At 53.0% G+C, this 17798-nt stretch carries 16 protein-coding genes; 8 read left to right on the top strand and 8 right to left on the bottom strand.

Features of this window, described 5'->3' with window-relative positions:
* Positions 1 to 4: 4 nt before the first annotated feature.
* From BH712_RS21530 to BH712_RS21505, 6 genes are all read right to left on the bottom strand, one after another.
* Complete coding sequence (locus BH712_RS21530) at positions 5 to 862, bottom strand: MurR/RpiR family transcriptional regulator (RefSeq protein WP_006811940.1); 858 nt, start codon at positions 860 to 862, stop codon at positions 5 to 7.
* Between the two features lie 7 nt (positions 863 to 869).
* Positions 870 to 1175, bottom strand: coding sequence for a PTS lactose/cellobiose transporter subunit IIA (locus tag BH712_RS21525; RefSeq protein WP_032674045.1), 306 nt, complete (start codon positions 1173 to 1175; stop codon positions 870 to 872).
* Positions 1176 to 1210: 35 nt separating this feature from the next.
* Positions 1211 to 1522, bottom strand: a complete 312-nt coding sequence (locus tag BH712_RS21520) for a PTS sugar transporter subunit IIB (protein WP_006811941.1) — start codon at positions 1520 to 1522, stop codon at positions 1211 to 1213.
* 24 nt (positions 1523 to 1546) lie between these two features.
* On the bottom strand, positions 1547 to 3091 hold the full coding sequence (locus BH712_RS21515) for a DUF4127 family protein (protein ID WP_006811942.1): 1545 nt from the start codon (positions 3089 to 3091) through the stop codon (positions 1547 to 1549).
* A gap of 14 nt (positions 3092 to 3105) precedes the next feature.
* Positions 3106 to 4428, bottom strand: a complete 1323-nt coding sequence (locus BH712_RS21510) for a PTS sugar transporter subunit IIC (RefSeq protein WP_006811943.1) — start codon at positions 4426 to 4428, stop codon at positions 3106 to 3108.
* A gap of 130 nt (positions 4429 to 4558) precedes the next feature.
* Complete coding sequence (locus BH712_RS21505; protein ID WP_006811944.1) at positions 4559 to 5134, bottom strand: helix-turn-helix domain-containing protein; 576 nt, start codon at positions 5132 to 5134, stop codon at positions 4559 to 4561.
* A 225-nt stretch (positions 5135 to 5359) separates the two neighbouring features.
* Here BH712_RS21505 and BH712_RS24780 point away from each other — a divergent pair, with 225 nt between their 5' ends.
* From BH712_RS24780 to pgaD, 5 genes are all read left to right on the top strand, one after another.
* Positions 5360 to 5608: a hypothetical protein gene (locus tag BH712_RS24780; RefSeq protein ID WP_006811945.1), complete on the top strand. Its 249-nt coding sequence runs from the start codon at positions 5360 to 5362 to the stop codon at positions 5606 to 5608.
* A 146-nt stretch (positions 5609 to 5754) separates the two neighbouring features.
* Positions 5755 to 8193 carry a poly-beta-1,6 N-acetyl-D-glucosamine export porin PgaA gene (gene pgaA / locus BH712_RS21500; RefSeq protein ID WP_032674046.1) on the top strand — a complete coding sequence of 813 codons (2439 nt, stop codon included), beginning with the start codon at positions 5755 to 5757 and terminating at the stop codon, positions 8191 to 8193.
* A gap of 8 nt (positions 8194 to 8201) precedes the next feature.
* A complete protein-coding gene (gene pgaB / locus BH712_RS21495; protein ID WP_032674047.1) occupies positions 8202 to 10139 on the top strand; it encodes a poly-beta-1,6-N-acetyl-D-glucosamine N-deacetylase PgaB in 1938 nt (645 codons plus the stop codon).
* Positions 10132 to 11463, top strand: a complete 1332-nt coding sequence (gene pgaC / locus BH712_RS21490; protein ID WP_006811948.1) for a poly-beta-1,6-N-acetyl-D-glucosamine synthase — start codon at positions 10132 to 10134, stop codon at positions 11461 to 11463. Before pgaB ends, pgaC begins: the two co-directional genes overlap by 8 nt.
* On the top strand, positions 11460 to 11894 hold the full coding sequence (gene pgaD, locus BH712_RS21485; RefSeq protein WP_006811949.1) for a poly-beta-1,6-N-acetyl-D-glucosamine biosynthesis protein PgaD: 435 nt from the start codon (positions 11460 to 11462) through the stop codon (positions 11892 to 11894). The genes pgaC and pgaD overlap by 4 nt, the downstream gene beginning before the upstream one ends.
* A gap of 51 nt (positions 11895 to 11945) precedes the next feature.
* Here the strand turns inward: pgaD and gss are convergent, their stop codons facing one another.
* Positions 11946 to 13808 carry a bifunctional glutathionylspermidine amidase/synthase gene (gene gss, locus BH712_RS21480; protein ID WP_006811950.1) on the bottom strand — a complete coding sequence of 621 codons (1863 nt, stop codon included), beginning with the start codon at positions 13806 to 13808 and terminating at the stop codon, positions 11946 to 11948.
* 183 nt (positions 13809 to 13991) lie between these two features.
* Between gss and yghU the strand changes: the two genes are divergently transcribed.
* The 3 genes from yghU to fucR all read left to right on the top strand — a co-directional run bounded on the left by yghU (position 13992) and on the right by fucR (position 16176).
* Complete coding sequence (gene yghU / locus BH712_RS21475; RefSeq protein WP_006811951.1) at positions 13992 to 14858, top strand: glutathione-dependent disulfide-bond oxidoreductase; 867 nt, start codon at positions 13992 to 13994, stop codon at positions 14856 to 14858.
* A 123-nt stretch (positions 14859 to 14981) separates the two neighbouring features.
* A complete protein-coding gene (locus BH712_RS21470; protein ID WP_006811952.1) occupies positions 14982 to 15314 on the top strand; it encodes a glycine zipper domain-containing protein in 333 nt (110 codons plus the stop codon).
* Between the two features lie 115 nt (positions 15315 to 15429).
* Positions 15430 to 16176, top strand: a complete 747-nt coding sequence (fucR, locus tag BH712_RS21465; protein ID WP_032674145.1) for an L-fucose operon activator — start codon at positions 15430 to 15432, stop codon at positions 16174 to 16176.
* A gap of 5 nt (positions 16177 to 16181) precedes the next feature.
* On the opposite strand, the gene BH712_RS21460 is transcribed toward fucR, so the two are convergent.
* On the bottom strand, positions 16182 to 17729 hold the full coding sequence (locus BH712_RS21460; protein WP_006811954.1) for a methyl-accepting chemotaxis protein: 1548 nt from the start codon (positions 17727 to 17729) through the stop codon (positions 16182 to 16184).
* Between the last annotated feature and the right edge of the window lie 69 nt (positions 17730 to 17798).

Below are 17798 nucleotides of genomic sequence, written 5' to 3'. Positions count from 1 at the left end.
GAAATTATTTGGTTTTATTGATAATATCCAGTGAGGATATAATTTTCTCCACATTACCGCCCCGATTGATAAACAATAACGCATTGAATAACACATCAACCATAAAACTTTGTGCAGCGGTAATTGTTGATGAATCTGACTGATAGGGATTGGATGTCCCTCCAGTCAGTAATACAACATCAGCATACTGGCTTAAGGAGGAATGCTGTAGTTTACTGATAACAATAGTCACCGCCCCCTTCTCTTTCACTCTTCTTAGCGCATCGACAACATCACGTGTTTCACCAGAGTGTGAGATGGCAACCACAACATCCTTTTTCCCAACGTTATTGGAATTTAAGGTCATTGTGTGGTTATCGATCAGAGCATCGACGTTTGCCATAATTCTCATGAATCTATATTTGGCATACAGAACAGATATGGCCGACATACCAATTCCGTAGAAATACACCTGCCCCGCATTGCTCAGATAATCAGCCGCACGAACCAGGGCCTGCTCATCTTGCAGAGCAAGCGTTTCATTGATGGCAAAGTAATTGTTATTAGCCAGCTGCTGTGCAATCCCTGTCATGGAGTTCGTCTGCTCATCAAGAGAAGTTACTTTAGATAACAATGTATCGTCTGTATCTGTTTCCAGGCGAAGAGTCGTCTTTAATTCCGAAAGCCCTTTATATCCCAGTTTCTTACAAAACCGGATAATAGATGCCTCACCAACATTCATTGCATCAGCCAGCTTTGCAATGCTCATATCAATGAATCGCATACGATTGTTTTTAATAAACTGATAAATTCGTATTTCAGTTTGGGTTAATTCATTAATTCTGGTGTTAATTAAAGTATTAAAGCCGACTCGGGTTTTCATTAAGTAGTCACTCCATCTTTTTATAAATCTCTATCAATTCTGTCACAAGTTCCCGGCAAAGCATACCTGTCATAAGGTGATCCTGGGCATGCACCATCACCAGCGTGACGGGTACTTTACCCACGCCCTCATCCAGACCAATGATCCGGGTCTGTATCTCGTGGGCCTGTCTGAAAGCATCCGCAGAAACGCTCAAAGAAGCTTCCGCTTCTGCAAAATTACCCGCTTTTGCAAAACAGAGCGCCTCCATGGCACAGCTACGCCCTTCACCCGCGGCAATAATCAGCGACATAACATCATCTTCATAGCTCATTTTTATCATCCCGTTTCAGGTTCAGTGGATACGACTCATTTCGAAGAAATCAGATCAATGGCCTGTTGATACACTTTTTCACCATTCATCGCCCCATACTGTAATGGGTTGATGGCGTCTGATTTCTTGCCATGCATCTCCGCCAGCTTTTGTATTTCAGCCAGCTTGAATCGGATCTGTGGGGCAACCAGGACAACATCATATTTTGCGATAACATCTTTCAGAACATCTACGCCGTGCGCTTCAATCACAGACTCGTGGCCGATGGAGCAGGCGTAATCTTTCATTCGCTTCATTAACATCGAGGTAGACATACCGGCAGCACACACTAAAAGTATTTTATTCATAGTTATTACCTGTTCTTAATAAAATCATACAACAGTAAAATGTAAACCGCTCATCCGTTGAAAAGGTGCGGAAATGGATGTAATCGCAGGACAGCAACCATTAAAGCTATGCTTAATATTTTCCTGCCAGGTGTTTTCTATTTCAGTCTTAATTTTATCGAATACGCTGGATTCCTTTTCTGCGAATGAGGAATAACTCAGGCCAATTGAAGGTAAATATTCGAACTGAACGGGAAAACGGACTTCAGTCTGATAAGCCCAGTCCGATATCAGCCTTTCTTTATAGAAACGTTCGATAGCGTCAGCATTATCGCCCAGGGTCGAAAAGACAAGGTGCGCGATCCCCGTTCCTAACGAATTACAGGTCGTGTTCCAGCCTGCGTAGCCCTTAATGACATCAAGCGCACCGGCTTTATCCAGCGCACGCACCAGTTCAGTTTCACCGCCGTTTGACATTGCTACATCAATGACCACCACTGGCACCCGCGCCGCCCTGGCAGCAATGTGCTTTGCATATGACCCCAAATCACGATGCGTGTAATACGTTATATTTTTATACGTTGGCTTACGCGCGCCGGTTTGCAGGTTATAGCCATAACTGATATCAAAAGCCTCCTGCATGATCTCACCACAACCATTGATCGCTAAGACAGGCAGCGATACATCATTATCAACCAATGTGAGACCTGACGCGGCAGCATGCGAGCGCAGTGAGTGTACAAAAGGCCGATCTTCATAATTAGGAATAAAATGTTTAAACAATTCGTTTGAATAGAACGTGGTCGCTAAAAAATCCTGCTCCTTCAGCGATAAATAGGCTTTGGTCAATAATGTGCATCCAGACTCATCGGTGCCGGGATGAACAAACACCCGATCCTGTACCCCCAGCTGGGATACTTTTTCGTAAATGCGTACCTGATCCTGCATCGTGAAACCAAACTCCGCCGTATCGTCCAGAGGAATGATCAGTTGTTCGAGAACTTTTTCATCAACCAGTTCGATTGCTTTTTCGATAAGCAGCAGATTCTTGCTTCGGCGCGACAGCCAGTCATCAAAGGAAGCAGAATCAATGGCGGAATGATGGGCACGCAGCTCAACTTTTTCATCTTCGCTTAGCCCAACACGCTTTTCTTTGTCAGACAGGTAACCGACCTGAAAAATAGAATGTCCGATACGTGCGTAGTAATCCGGCTCTTCTTCACTGGAATTATACTTTGGCGTACGCAATACCAGTGAAGAAGCATATATCTTAAGAGACGGATAACGCTCTTTCAGACTTTTAATTTTATTCATCCTTGCCGTAAGCTCGCTCAATTCCATCTGATGAATACGCGCCGGAAAAAGCCCTCCGTAGAGATACATATCCAGACTGATAATCAACGCGTCGGCATCGGCGCAATGGCTGTTTATAAATTCATCGACAGCCTGATGTGATGCGGGCTGCTTCTTATAGCCTAAAATATCTTTAGCGGGCATTTTTAATGACAACTTACTGTCCATTGAAGCCAGAGAGATAAGAAAGTCGTAATTATAGGGTCTGATATCCAGAGGCACGCAAATCATGTTCATATATTTCTCTCTGGTTATTTCTGTTTATTCATAGCAAAAACAAATGGCAGATAAATAATAACCGACAAGCCGATTAAAAAGACGGACAATACCGCAGCACGCCAGTCGCCTCCCGTCGCCAGAAAAGCGCTGATCACTGGCGGCGTTGTCCATGGAACAAGTACATAGGTATGGTTAATGATATTCATTGCCGTAGCGGCATAAGCAATCACAATGCTGATAACCGGGGTGAATAAGAAGGGTATAATCAGTACCGGATTGAACATAATGGGCAGGCCAAAAATCAGTGGCTCATTTATATTGAATAGCATCCCCGGCGTCGCCAGGCGCGTGATTGCACGATGATCTGCTTTTTTCGCGGCAATCCACAGAGCAATCAGTAAACCGATTGTCTGACCCCCGCCGCCCATAAAGCCATAGGCATCGATAAAAGGCTTCGTGACGATATGAGGGATTGCAAGGCCAGCCTTAAACGCGGCCGTGTTTTCCTGAATCGCCACCAGCAGGGTTGTCTCAGTGATCGGGTACATGATACTGGCACCGTGGATCCCCGCCCACCATAAGCCGTTTTGCGTCAACAACAGCCCGATGACTCCGCTCAGGCCCTGTAAAATATTTTGCAGTGGAGCCTGGATCATTAGAGTAACAATTTCATGGATATTTTTGTTGAAAAGGCTTGTCAACGACCATGCAAAAACACTTAACAAGGTTAATACCAGAATCATCGGTATTAATACGTTAAAGCTCCTGGAGACAGAAGGAGGAACCGAATCAGAGAGGGTAATTTTTAATTTCGGCGAGGCTGAAACCTTACGAAAAACCTCCGTTGCAATAAGCGCTACAAATATGCCTACAAACATACCTGATGCACCACTTTCATTGCCACTGATTAGCCCCGAAACCTGAAAAACCTCTCCAGCCGGTGCTGTAACGGGAATACTGACCGGGAATAATACAAATAAACATGCCAGCGAGAAGACAGCATAGGTTATCCCATCCTCACCATAGCTGTTGGCTAAACGATATGAAATCATCACCGTAGCAAGAAAGGCAAGAATATTCAGCGTTCCGTTATACACGCGAACGCCGATTTCCTGTAGATGGTTAATCCATGCGCCTTCCAGGCCCAAAAATCCGACTAAACCGGATTCGCCGTTAAGTAATACGTTATTTATTAATATAAACAGTGATGCGGCAATAATTAAAGGCATCAACGCGACAAATGATTCTCTTACAGCCGAGAGATGTCGTTGGCCTGAAAAAGCACCCGCCCAATTCGAGAGCTTATCAATGAAAACAATACCGCCCCCACTTTTAACTTTATTGATGAAATCCATATAAGAAAATCTCGCTCCCTGGATAGTAGTTTCAGCGTATTGTATTTATCCATGTTTATCGTAACCGTTATCTTTGTCACAAAACTCCAAAAACACCAACAACAATGATTTAAAGTGGAGTTTTTGTTTTTTACGGGTTCTCGTTAAGGCTCAACAATTTATTTCTAAAGATAAACAAACACGCCTCGTTGAAGTTCTCCGCCCCCAACCGCTCAGACAGCGCCGTTCGTTTGCGATAGAGGCTCTTAACCGACATATGTAGCTCAGCTGCGATTGCTTCCATCGACATCCCGGCCCGGAGCAACCGCAGCATGATCGCTTCGTGGGTGCTAAGCCGTAAGTTGAGCAGCCATTTGGTTGTCAGACGCCTGCCCTTCATGTTGAGCACCAGGTTGAACAATGACGCCATATCCGGCGCGGTGAGCGAGGTATTCAAAAACAACTTCATATCGAGCAGATTCTCCTCGCGATGTCGCATATCAAGCATGACGCAGCAGATCGTTTTTTTCGTTCTGGCAGGATGGCGTATCAGGTAATCATATAAACGGAGCGGAGAACGACTATCAATCAGCACAGAATATTCATCTGCACCGTTATCAAATATGTTTCTGTCTATCGAGTCGAGCAGAATGATATCAGGGAAAAATTGCCTCATTCCCCAGACAAGGTAGCGATCCTGTGTCACTAACACTATTGAAGTTGCCACTAAGCATCCCTATTAGTTAAAGCAAGAACGCCTCTTCAGAAAGAAGACAGCCTTCGTTTATAGCGCTTTTATATTAACGACAAATGTATTCCAGCTTTGAATATCCCTCAATACACACATTGATGACAAAGACTTTCTGAAGACTTTTACTCAATGGCTGGCTTTAATTATAAATAAAAAACAATCTCAGAAAAGTCACTTCACTAAACATTGAGAATTTTTGTCATGAAACTTCCCAAATATGGGCAGGAAAGTTCTTTAATTACGCCAGATAAACGCCATCTCAAATATAAACAAAGCTGCTACATTAAAAATAAAAGCCATTTATTTCAGCAAGTTGCAAATAGCAATCCATTCTTAAATAATCACTTAACGCTTCCGATTCCAGATTTATCTCAAAACCACACACGTGCTTTTCAACATATTTATCCGCCAGTATATCAGGTGTACATTACCTCCAACCCAACCCATTGAGATGAGGCCCCATAATTACCTTCAGGTAAGTAACCCATAACGTAACTGCATTTTCGTTTTAATGTTCTCATTTATGGCCTTTTACACAAAGATAAAAGGTGGCCGTGTTATGCAATGGATTTATGAAAAACAAATGGCAAATAGATATGGAAAGATCGCTTCGCTTCACTACGTTATTCTTTTATCGCACCACAATATTATTGTTCCTGCTTTTACTCTTTCCTGTTCTGGTTTGGGCTGGTGAATCCGTTTATGAGCATCAGATTCAACAGGCACGTAACGGTAATTACGCGCTGTTTCTTGATTATCTACAGCGCTATGAGCAACAACATGCTTTAACGCCCGAACAGGTTGCGGACTGGTTACAGGTAGCCTCCTGGGCAGGACGCGATGACGAGGTTATTCGGGTCTGGCAGCGTTATGGTATTTATATGCCACTGCCCGCACGCGCCATTGCTGCTGTCGCGCAGTCCAGAAGAAACCAAAAAGCCTGGCCATCCGCCTTATCGCTGTGGAAAGAGGCGCAAAGCCTTGCGCCGGATAACGACGATTACCGCATCGGCTATGTTAAAACCCTGGCCGATGCCCGCAGAGATCGCCTCGCGCTTTCGGAAGCCCGGCAACTGGTTAAGGACGATCCTTCCCCCGCGCACCTTGAGGCGCTCTCCTATGTCTGGATGCGCCAGGGAAAAAACGCGGATCGGCTGCTGGCGGACATGCGCGCGCTGAACGCCGCACCAGGGAATAATGCCCTTCTTCGCGAGACGATCGAGGCGTTAACGGATAACCGGGTAAGCACGCCCGCGCTCTGGCTGTCGCAAAGCGCGGCGATGTCTGCCGCGGAGCGTCGCCGCCTCGAGCGTAATGCGGCGGCTGAAAGGGTACGCCTGGCGGATGTGCCTGGCAGAACAGAGAAAGCGCGCCTGCGGCTGGCACAAAACGCATTAGATCGCTATCACGCCCTGCTTTCCCGCTGGCAAAACGAACCGCAGGCGGCTGAAGACGTCATCCTTGCCCGTATCGACAGGCTTGGTGCGCTGTATGCGCATGGTGATTACCAACAGGTCATTAGCGAATATCAGGCGCTGACGGCCGCACAGCATCCGGTGCCGGACTGGGCCATCGGCTGGGTGATCTCCGCCTGTTTGCAGGAGAAAAACACCGCCGCCGCCTTCTCGCTTGTGCAACGTTATCCGCAATACGCCGCCGATCCGCAGGACGAGGAGCATGCGCTTTTCTATGCCTGGCTGGATACGGGGCAGTATCAGTCTGCCCACGAGTATGTTGAGCGCGAGACCCGCAGCGTTCCCTGGATCCGCTACGATTTCGGATCTCCAACCCCTCAGCCGAACGATCGGTGGCTCACCGGGCAGACCCTCAAACTTAACTATTTGCTGGCGACCAACGCCCTGCCGGAAGCCGAAGAGCTGTCGTATCGTCTGGCGTCAACGGCGCCGGGCAATCAGGGATTACAGATCGACTATGCCACCCTGCTTCAGGCCAGGGGACTGCCGCGCGCGGCTGAAAAAAAACTGAAAATGGCGGAGGCGCTGGAACCCTCCAGTACAGAACTTGAGCAGCAGCAGGCTTACGTCGCGATGGATTTACAGGCGTGGCGGGAGATGGATTTACTTACCGATGATGTGCTCGCTCGCGCCCCGGTCGATCGCAGCGTCCAGCGCCTGGACAGGATCAGAAACGTCCATCATATGTCCGAACTGCGCCTCAACGCGGGCAAGGGATTGCACTCCGATAACCCAGTCAGCGGTTCACACGATTTCACCTGGGACGCCACGCTCTACGGCCCGCCCGTCGCGGATAACTGGCGATTATTTGCAGGCACCCGCTTTGCGCAGGGGCGTTTCGACGAAGGTAAAGGCACCAGCCGTCACCTGTCAGGCGGGGTTGAGTGGCGGCCCCGTGACCTCACGCTCGAAGCCGAACTCTCCAGTAATCGCTATCACGGTACAAACAGGCCGGGTGCACGACTCTCAACGATTTACAGCCTGAATGATAACTGGCAGGTCAGCGGTAGCCTCGAACGCTTGTCCCGCACCACGCCCTTACGCGCATTACGCAATGGAATTAGCGCCAACCGGGGCGAAGGTGGGGTGCGCTGGTATCAAAACGAACGACGTGAATATCAGTTTAACGCCGCCGTCAGCCGCTTCTCAGACCATAACCGCCGTCAGGAATACACCCTTGCGGGGAAAGAGCGTCTCTGGCAGACCCCGACCCTGACGCTGGATCTCGAACCGGGGATCGCCGCCAGTAAAAACAGCCTGCGGGATACGCTCTATTACAACCCGGCCCGGGATCTGTCCGTGACGGCTGCCCTGTCCGCCGATCATGAGATGTACCGCCACTACGATACCCGCTGGAGCCAGCAGTTCGTGGCAGGCGGCGGCAGCTACTGGCAGAAAAATCAGTCCACGGGTGTCATCACCCTGATGGGTTACGGGCAACGCCTCCAGTGGAACAACGTTGTCGATACTGGCGTGATGCTGAACTGGGATAAGCGCCCTTACGACGGCAAACGGGAGAGCAATCTCTCCGTCACGTTAGATGCGACTTTACGCTTTTAAGGATGAATATGCTGAATACACGTTTTTCTGTAAGCCTGATCGTCATCGGCTGGCTCTGCCTCAGCGCGAGCCTCTGCGCGCAGCCGCTCTCGTTTATGGCCCCCAAAGAGAGGCCGCAGCTTGAGGCCAGCAAACCCTGGCCGGAGAACCAGTTTCTGGTCCTGGCCTACCACGACGTCGAAGATGATGCCGCCGATCAGCGCTACCTCTCCGTTCGCACCAGCGCGTTAAACGAGCAGATAAGCTGGCTTTTGCACAACGGTTATCACGCTATCAGCGTGCAGGACATTCTGGATGCGCATGAAGGAAAAAAAGCGCTGCCGCCGAAAGCCGTTTTGCTCAGCTTTGATGATGGCTACAGCAGCTTTTACACCCGCGTCTGGCCCCTGCTTCAGGCCTGGAACGTTCCTGCGCTGTGGGCGCCGGTGGGCAGTTGGGTGGATACGGCAGCAAATCAAAACGTTAACTTCGGCGGTCTGATGACCCCCCGCGATCGCTTTGCCACCTGGGATATGGTGCGCGAACTCAGCCAGTCCCCGCTGATTGAGATTGGCTCGCATACCTGGGCCTCGCATTACGGCATACCGGCTAACCCGCAGGGAAGCCGTGAACCCGCCATTGCCAACCGTTTTTTCGATAAGGCGACGGGGCATTACGAAACCGATGAACAGTTCAACCAGCGGATCGCCGCAGACGTACGGAAAGTCACCGATAAAATCACCCGAGTGACGGGAAAAGCGCCGCGTGCCTGGGTGTGGCCCTATGGGGCTGCCAACGGAACGTCGCTCGCTATCGCCCAAAAACAGGGCTATCAGCTGGCCTTTACCCTGGAAGACGGGCTGGGAAACGTGCGCGACCTCGGCAATATCCCGCGCCTGCTGATTGCCGGGAATCCATCGATAAAAGCCTTTGCCAACACGGTTACCCGCGTTCAGGAGTTTGACCCGGTGCGCGTTATGCATGTTGATCTTGATTACGTCTACGATCCCGATCCGGCCCAGCAGACGAAAAACATCAACAAACTCGTGCAGCGGGTCTACGACATGAAAATCAGCCATGTGTTTCTCCAGGCGTTTTCGGATCCGCGGGGCGACGGCAGGATCGGCGCGCTCTATTTCCCCAACCGTCGGCTTCCGGTCCGGGCCGATCTCTTTAATTTTGTCGCCTGGCAGCTACAAACCCGCGCGGGAGTGAAAGTCTTCGCGTGGATGCCGGTCCTCTCGTTCGATCTCGATCCTTCCCTGCCGCGCGTGCAGCGCCGGGATCGTCAAACAGGAGAGCTGACCGTGGCCACCGAGCCTTATATCAGGCTCTCTCCATGGGATCCGCAGGTTCGCCAGCAGGTGACGGAAATCTATGAAGATCTGGCCCGCTATGCCAGCTTCAATGGGATCTTATTTCATGACGACGCGGTGCTGACGGACGTTGACGATGCCGGACAGGACACGACCCGACAGAAGAGCCAGCTGCTTATCGGTTTTACCCGCACCCTGAGCCAGGCTGTGAAAAACATCCGTGGTCCGCAGATCAAAACCGCGCGGAACATGTTCGCGTTGCCCATTCTCCAGCCGGAAAGCGAGGCGTGGTTTGCACAAAATCTGGATGATTTTCTGTCGGCCTACGACTGGACGGTGCCGATGGCAATGCCGCTGATGGAGTCCGTCCCGGCAGAAGAGAGCAATGCCTGGCTGACGCGTTTAGTCAAAGCCGTCGCCGTACGCCCCGGCGCGCTGAATAAAACAATTTTTGAGCTTCAGGCCAGGGACTGGGCGCAGAAACCGCAGCGTGCCGTAGCCGATGAACGTCTGGTGGAGTGGATGCAGGTGCTCCAGCTGAACGGCATCAAAAATTACGGTTATTACCCCGACGACTTCATCAATAACCAACCTGATATGTCGCGTATCAGGCCTGAATTTTCTTCGTACTGGTATCCTGACAATGACTGACCGCATTCTCGCCTTCTCAATTTTGTGTCTGGTATTCGGGTTGCCGTTAGGCGTAGCCGCGCTGTTTACCGGCGAACTGATTCTGGACTTTGTCTTTTTCTGGCCGCTGTTTATGTCCGTGCTCTGGGTAACCGGCGGCCTCTATTTCTGGTTTCAGCTTGAACGGCACTGGTCGTGGGATGACGCAACCCCCGCCCCCGCCTTAGCCGGTGAGCCGTTAATCTCGATTCTGATTCCCTGCTTCAATGAGGAACGAAACGCACGGGAGACAATTAGCGCCGCGCTGGATCAGCGATACTGGAATGTAGAAGTTATCGCCATCAACGACGGTTCTTCGGATAACACGGCGGAGGTACTGTACCAGCTGGCGCAGGAGCAGCCGCGCCTGCGGGTGATTAACCTCGCGGAGAACCAGGGGAAAGCCGTGGCGCTCAAGGCGGGTGCGGCGGCGGCCCGGGGCGATCTGCTGGTCTGCATTGACGGCGACGCCCTGCTCGACCGTGATACCGCGGCGTATCTGGTGGCACCGCTGATTCAGTATCCCCACGTTGGGGCCGTCACCGGAAATCCGCGTATTCGCACGCGCTCAACGCTGATTGGCCGCATTCAGGTCGGCGAGTTTTCTTCCATTATTGGGCTTATCAAGCGAACGCAGCGGATCTATGGCCGGGTCTTTACCGTCTCCGGCGTCATCGCCGCCTTTCGCCGTCAGGCGCTGGCGGATGTCGGGTACTGGAGCCCGGACATGATCACAGAGGACATCGACATAAGCTGGAAGCTTCAGCTACGCCACTGGGATATCTTTTTTGAGCCGCGGGCGCTGTGCTGGATCCTGATGCCGGAGACGCTAAAGGGGCTATGGAAACAGCGTCTGCGCTGGGCGCAGGGGGGTGCAGAGGTGTTTCTGGTTAACCTGCGTAAGATGGCCCGCTGGGAGCATCATCGCATGTGGCCCCTGTTTCTTGAGTACGCGCTATCAACGCTGTGGGCGTTTGCTTATGGGGCGACTGTGGTGTTGTTCATTCTCAGCCATATTATCCCTCTTCCCGCGAATCTGGCCGTTGCGAGCCTGTTTCCGCCAGCGTTTACCGGGCTGCTGCTGGGCGTGATGTGCCTGCTGCAATTCCTCGTCAGTTTGTATATCGAGCGGCGCTACGAGCGGAAAGTGGCAGGCTCGCTGTTCTGGGTGATCTGGTTCCCGATGGTGTACTGGATGATTGGCCTGTTTACCACCCTCGTGGCATTTCCAAAAGTGATGCTAAAACGTAAACGCGCCCGCGCGCGCTGGATCAGTCCGGACCGGGGAAAAGGGAGCATTCAATGAACGAGAATACGTTAATTTTGACTGAGCATCGGCTGGCACCGCGTCTTTTCGATGCCGTATTAACGCTTATAGCCTGGGGAGGATTCCTGTTTTTCCTGTATGCAAGGCTGTGGATGCAGTTGACCGAGGAGAGCGATCACCGCTGGAGCGTGATTATCGCATCCTTCAATACGGTGCTGGTCTATCTGCTGATTGCCGCGTTGAACGGCTGGCTGCTGATCCTGTGGTATCAGTACAATCGCCGCCGAGCGCATGTGAGGCGGCGTCATCCGGAAATGTTGCGCCATGACGAGCTTGCCCAAAGTTTTAACGTCACGCCGCAAATCATGTCCGAGATGAGCCAGTACAACCTGCTGACGATTTACCATGACCAGATTGGCCGGATCATTGATTTGAAGATCAGCGAGCAGCACGAAGAGGATGAACAGTAATGAAAAGCCCCCGCAGAATGCCCTGCGGGGGCTTTTTATATCAGGGGTAAGTTACTTATCCTTCACCACAATCAGCGGTTCAATATCGCTCTCTTTCTTCACCACCAGCGAGTCATCCCCGCGCAGACAGGTTCCGCCATAGTTCCCGCCCACGGTAAAGGTGCAGACCTGAATGTATTTGCCGTCAATCTTCGGCAGGCACCACAGCTGCTGGTAGATATTTTTGCGGTCGACAAACTTGCCGCTGGACTGGTCCAGCAGTTCATCCTGGGCGCCGATCAGGTCGATATTGCTCCCGCAGCGTCCGGCTATCGGTTTAACGGCATAACCGGTGCGTTTGAGCAGATCGTTGACCTCAAAATCGGTATCGAGCAGATAGCGGTGGTTCGGGAACAGCTGCCACAGCACCGGCAGGATCGCCTTATTACCGGGGATCACCGTCCACAGCGGTTCGAAGACCAGCACTTCCGGGCGCAGCAGGACGTCAATCAGGCGCACTTCGCCTTGCGGATGACCGGTGCGGATAGGCACGGCGGCATACTCGGTTTCGCTCACCTCGCGGATCTGCTCAATCGCCGTTTCCCACGCCCAGGTTTTCCATACGCAGTTAACGTGACGGCCTTCATCATCAATCAGTTGCCCGGCGGCATCCCAGCTCAGCGCGCCAAGGCCATGCAGGATTTTGGTGTCAAACCCGGCCTGCATCAGCGAGCGCTGAATAAAGAGCGCGTGGTAATCCTCTTCGATATCGTTGTCCTGCATGATATGCACGAACGGCCGCGCGTGGCTGTGCTTCCATGCGCCGGTCAGTTCCTCCAGCAAGCCTTCCGCCGGATTGTGGCCGGTGCCGCGATAGCCGTTTTTCACCCACTCTTCAAGAATAAGCCCGCCCTCGGTATGGCAGGAGGCGGAATCCGCGTTGTACTCGTAAACCTTGATGCCGCGTTCATCCATACAGAAATCCATACGACCGGTGATCATATGGTGACGACGCCACTGCCAGGAGAGACGCAGACGCGGCCAGAGGATTTTCGGGATGTCGAAAAGCGCGAGCAAGTTGTCGTCTTTCAGCACTTTATCGGTCGCGTGGAGATACATCAGGTGCAGTTCGTTGGTGGCTTTGATCAGCTCCTGCTCGGCACTTTCGGTAATAGTGAAGTACTGGCAGGGATCGTTGTTGATAACGTGGCCGTTGGCGCGAATGTACGCCTGTTGCAGGGCATCGTTTTCATTGAGCCATTTTCCGTCGAACTGACGGTGGTTCTTCAACCGCGCGCCGCTGATTTTCAGCAGCTCACCGTCGATCTCCGGCTGAGGAATACTGTGTTCCGTCTCCTCCGTCTGGATCATCCAGCCGAGGATCTCGGTATCGTTGAAGGTGTCATGAAGGGTATAGCAGCCGTCCTCCACACTCAGACGCAGCTCGCGCGTCCACTGCTGCCCCATCGGCAGCGGGGAGTGAATAACGTTCTGCTCGGCAATGCGCACTCTGTCATCCAGCAACTGGGTGATAACGGCGACGTGGCCGGTCTCATGAAACTCACCGCCCTTTTGCCAGATGAGCAGCGCACCGGCCTGCGGCGCGCGTTTAGAACCATTGGCAAAGGCCTGTAGCGGCAGAATATTGTCGTTCACCACTTCGCGTAAAAAACGCAGGGAGAAGATCTCCCACGCCATCCCGACGTCGGTAAAGACAAACCCGTGATTGAGAAACAGGAAACGGCGCGCAAACTCAACGCACTGCCATTTATGGCCCATGTATTCGTTGCCGATATAGCTGCGGAATTCCGCGTCTTCCGGGTAGTGACGCGGATCGAGACTGCCGTAATTTGAAGAGTAAATCGCCACGCCACCCGGCGCATAGCCTAATAACGTCCCGAAGGGTGCGTCACTGCTTAACGTTCCTTTACGCATGTATCCAACCTAAAACAGGCAGGCGGCAATTTTTTTGTGGGGTTGTCGTCGTCTGCACGTTGTAATTAACTGACAGAGGTGGCGTTATCATACACCCGCTCTGCCCATTACGCTCACATCGTTAAACGGTTCCCCTGTCTCCTGCTACACTGCCTCAACACAACACCAAAGAGGCAGGCCAACATGTCAGATAACACCTATCAGCCACCGAAAGTGTGGGAATGGAAACAGAATAACGGCGGCGCGTTCGCCAATATCAACCGTCCCGTCTCGGGCGCTACGCACGAGAAAGAGCTACCTGTGGGCGCACACCCGCTCCAGCTGTACTCTCTGGGTACGCCGAATGGGCAGAAAATTACCATCATGCTGGAAGAGCTGCTGGCGCTGGGCGTGACGGGCGCGGAATACGACGCATGGTTAATCCGCATCGGTGAGGGCGATCAGTTCTCCAGCGGTTTTGTCGACGTGAACCCGAACTCGAAGATCCCGGCGCTGCGTGACCACTCCACCACCCCGCCGACGCGCGTCTTTGAATCCGGCAATATCCTGCTTTACCTGGCCGAGAAATTTGGTCACTTCCTGCCAAAAGATCCGGCGGGCCGGACGGAAACCCTGAACTGGCTGTTCTGGTTACAGGGCGCGGCCCCGTTCCTCGGCGGTGGTTTTGGCCACTTCTATAACTACGCGCCGGTAAAAATTGAGTACGCTATCGATCGCTTCACCATGGAAGCTAAACGCCTGTTCGACGTGCTGGACAAACAGCTGGCGCGCGGTCGTTACGTAGCGGGTGAGGAATATACCATTGCGGATATGGCGGTCTGGCCATGGTTTGGCTGCGTGGCGCTGGGCAGCGTCTATAACGCCGCCGAGTTCCTGGATGCCGGGAAGTACACCAACGTGCAGCGCTGGGCAAAAGATGTGGCGAATCGTCCGGCCGTTAAACGCGGACGCATTGTTAACCGCACCAACGGCGAGCTGAACGAGCAGTTGCATGAACGCCATTCTGCGAGCGACTTCGATACCCAGACCGAAGATAAGCGTCAGGGCTGAGAAACATCCGGGCGGTTCGCCGCCCTTCTTCTGCACGACGAAGACCAGGCAAGCATGATTAGCCAAAAAGGAAGGTAAACTCGCTGGCACACTGGGCGATGTTTATGACTACAAGGAACCGTTGTGAAATACCTCAAAACCACCCTTCTTATCAGTGCACTTTTCGTTTCCACCTCCGGCATGGCGATGGATAAAACCGCGACAGGCGCTGTCGCTGGCGCGGCAATAGGCGCGATTGCGGGCAAAGATGTTAAATCCACCGTTGGCGGTGCCGTGGTCGGTGCAGGCACCGGGGCAATGTTCAAAAACGGCGATAAAGGCAAAGCGGCACGTACCGGCGGCGCCGTGGGCGCTGCGGTAGGCGCGGGTGCGGCTGCCCTCACGGGTAAAAGCGTGCTGAAAGGAGCAGCGGTGGGTGCCGGCTCCGGTGCGCTGATTGGTGAAGCGACACACTGATAAATACGATGAAAACCAGCCAGCGCGCTGGTTTTTTTTCGCGCGGTATTGCGGTGAGTGGCCTGAAAAATTCATACTCCTGCTTATTCCGAACGGCTTGCGCAAGGATCATGGTATGTCAGACTCGCCGCTAAAACAGACCCGACAGCAGGCCATCCTTGATCTGCTGGGTAAAAGCGACTGGCTGGCCACCGATGTGCTGGCTGAAAAACTCGCCGTCAGCAAAGAGACGATCCGCCGCGATCTGAAGGCGTTGCAACAGCAGGGGAAGATCCTGCGCCAGCACGGACGCGCGCGTCTGATTCATCCGGATAGCCGCGACAGCGGTGAACCTTTTGTCGCACGGTTAAAAAGTCATTATGCCGACAAAGCCGATATTGCCCGACACGCGCTGGGCTGGATCAGCGAAGGGATGACCATCGCCCTCGACGCCAGCTCAACCTGCTTTCATCTGGCGCGCCAGTTGCCGGACATCGACCTCACCGTGTTTACCAACAGCCTGCCTGTCTGCCACGAGATGGCGAAGCGCGAGCGGATCACGCTTATCTGCTCCGGCGGGACGCTTGATCGTAAGTATCGCTGCTATGTTAATCCGGCGCTGGTGACGCAGCTAAAAGGGCTGGAGATCGATCTGTTTATCTTCTCGTGTGAAGGGGTTGATGAGCATGGCATCCTTTGGGATCCGTCCGAGCACAACGCGGGCTTTAAGGCGCTGCTGTTAAACCGTGCCAGCCAGTCGCTGTTGCTGATCGACAAAAGTAAATTTAAGCGGGCAAGCGAAGTGAAAATTGGTCAGCTGTTGCAGGTTACACAGATTATTCAGAGCGATAAATGTCAGGCCGCCAGAGACGGCCTGACATGATAAGGTTACGCGGTGAGACGGAATTTCTGCACTGAGCGCTGGAGTTCTTCAGTCTGCCGTTCCAGTGCGGCGGCGGCGGCGGAAACCTGCTCCACCAGCGAGGCGTTCTGCTGAGTCACACCGTCCATCTGCGTGATGGCAACGCCGACCTGAGAAATACCTTTGCTCTGCTCCTCTGACGCGGTGGCGATCTGCTTCATAATGACGGTCACCTCCGTCACGTCGCGCAGGATCGCTTCCATCGTGGTGCCGGTATCGTTCACCAGCTTCGCCCCCTGCTCCACGCGGGCAACGGAATCCGCAATCAGCCCTTCGATCTCTTTTGCCGCATTCGCGCTGCGGCTGGCCAGATTACGCACCTCACCCGCCACGACCGCAAAGCCACGCCCCTGCTCCCCGGCCCGGGCCGCTTCCACCGCGGCGTTCAGCGCCAGAATATTGGTCTGGAAGGCGATGCTGTTGATGACGGTAGTGATTTCAGCGATTTTTTTCGAGCTGTCCGAAATGCCACTCATGGTTGTGACCACATCATCCACCAGCGACCCGCCGCGGCTGGCCGTGCTGGAGGCGACATCCGCAAGCTGGCTGGCCTGGCGCGCGCTTTCAGCGTTCAGCTTCACCGTTGCGGTAAGCTGCTCCATGCTGGCCGCGGTCTCTTCCAGCGCGGCGGCCTGCTCTTCGGTACGCGAAGAGAGATCGTTATTCCCGCTGGAGATCTCCGTTGCCCCGCGCCAGATATTCTCGCTGCCGGAACGAATCGTGCTGACCGCCTCCCGCAGACTGTCCTGCATGGCGCTCAACAGCGGCACCAGTTGCCCCACGCAGTTGCGGCCCAAAGATTCAATCGGCTGGCTGAGATCGCCCTGCGCAATCTGGCGGAACTGCTGACGGATACGATCCAGCGGTTTTACCAGTATCGCCACCAGGTAGCGGTCGGTGAACAGCAGGATCAGCAGACCCACGATCGTGGCGGTGATAATCACCGTCCGGGTCATGCTGGTGAGGCTGTCGACCACCACGCGCGTGCTGTCGAGCGCCTTCGCCGCGGTGTTGTTGAAGTTCTCAGCCGCGGCCCCGAATGCACGGCTTAGCGGCGGGGTGACGTTGTTGGCATGCTGACGATAGCCTTCGATCGTCGCCTGCTTCGCCTGCGCCATCTGCGGCGTAACGCCCTGATCGAGCAGCGCCTGCCAGGTAGAAATCACCTGTGCAGATACCTTTTCATCCATCGGGCCAGGGGAGATAGCTTTCATCTCTGCCAGCTTTTTACTCATGTTATCCAGCGCCTGCTGGGCGGAAGCCAGGTCCGGCGTTCCGCCCGCCGCTTTGACTTCCATCGCCCGGCTCAGGCGGGTGACGAAACGGAAATACTGATCGTTGCCCTGGCTCAGCACCGTCATTTGCCTGACCAGCTGGCGGTCAACCTCATTACCATCAGAAACACGAGACAGAGACCAGGTGCTGTAAAGCCCCCCCCCTGCCCACATGACACAAAAGATCCCCAGTATCGTCAGCATGACGAAACGGATGGTGAAATTACGAAGCATCTTCATTGAGTATTCCTTGCCGTGAGGGTGAATTCGCCCAGAGGCGAGTACTACCCTCGTTATCGGCAGATACGG

It is taken from the genome of Enterobacter hormaechei ATCC 49162 (assembly GCF_001875655.1).
Classification (GTDB): Bacteria; Pseudomonadota; Gammaproteobacteria; order Enterobacterales; family Enterobacteriaceae; genus Enterobacter; species Enterobacter hormaechei.
Note: the sequence above shows the minus strand (reverse complement) of the source record. Positions and strands in the feature narration are given on the sequence as shown.

Coding starts and splice junctions, on each gene's coding strand:
- BH712_RS21530 (WP_006811940.1), bottom strand. CDS start 862: ATGAAAACCCGAGTCGGCTTTAATACTTTAATTAACACCAGAATTAAT.
- BH712_RS21525 (WP_032674045.1), bottom strand. CDS start 1,175: ATGAGCTATGAAGATGATGTTATGTCGCTGATTATTGCCGCGGGTGAA.
- BH712_RS21520 (WP_006811941.1), bottom strand. CDS start 1,522: ATGAATAAAATACTTTTAGTGTGTGCTGCCGGTATGTCTACCTCGATG.
- BH712_RS21515 (WP_006811942.1), bottom strand. CDS start 3,091: ATGAACATGATTTGCGTGCCTCTGGATATCAGACCCTATAATTACGAC.
- BH712_RS21510 (WP_006811943.1), bottom strand. CDS start 4,428: ATGGATTTCATCAATAAAGTTAAAAGTGGGGGCGGTATTGTTTTCATT.
- BH712_RS24780 (WP_006811945.1), top strand. CDS start 5,360: ATGAAACTTCCCAAATATGGGCAGGAAAGTTCTTTAATTACGCCAGAT.
- pgaA (WP_032674046.1), top strand. CDS start 5,755: ATGGAAAGATCGCTTCGCTTCACTACGTTATTCTTTTATCGCACCACA.
- pgaB (WP_032674047.1), top strand. CDS start 8,202: ATGCTGAATACACGTTTTTCTGTAAGCCTGATCGTCATCGGCTGGCTC.
- pgaC (WP_006811948.1), top strand. CDS start 10,132: ATGACTGACCGCATTCTCGCCTTCTCAATTTTGTGTCTGGTATTCGGG.
- pgaD (WP_006811949.1), top strand. CDS start 11,460: ATGAACGAGAATACGTTAATTTTGACTGAGCATCGGCTGGCACCGCGT.
- gss (WP_006811950.1), bottom strand. CDS start 13,808: ATGCGTAAAGGAACGTTAAGCAGTGACGCACCCTTCGGGACGTTATTA.
- yghU (WP_006811951.1), top strand. CDS start 13,992: ATGTCAGATAACACCTATCAGCCACCGAAAGTGTGGGAATGGAAACAG.
- fucR (WP_032674145.1), top strand. CDS start 15,430: ATGTCAGACTCGCCGCTAAAACAGACCCGACAGCAGGCCATCCTTGAT.
- BH712_RS21460 (WP_006811954.1), bottom strand. CDS start 17,729: ATGAAGATGCTTCGTAATTTCACCATCCGTTTCGTCATGCTGACGATA.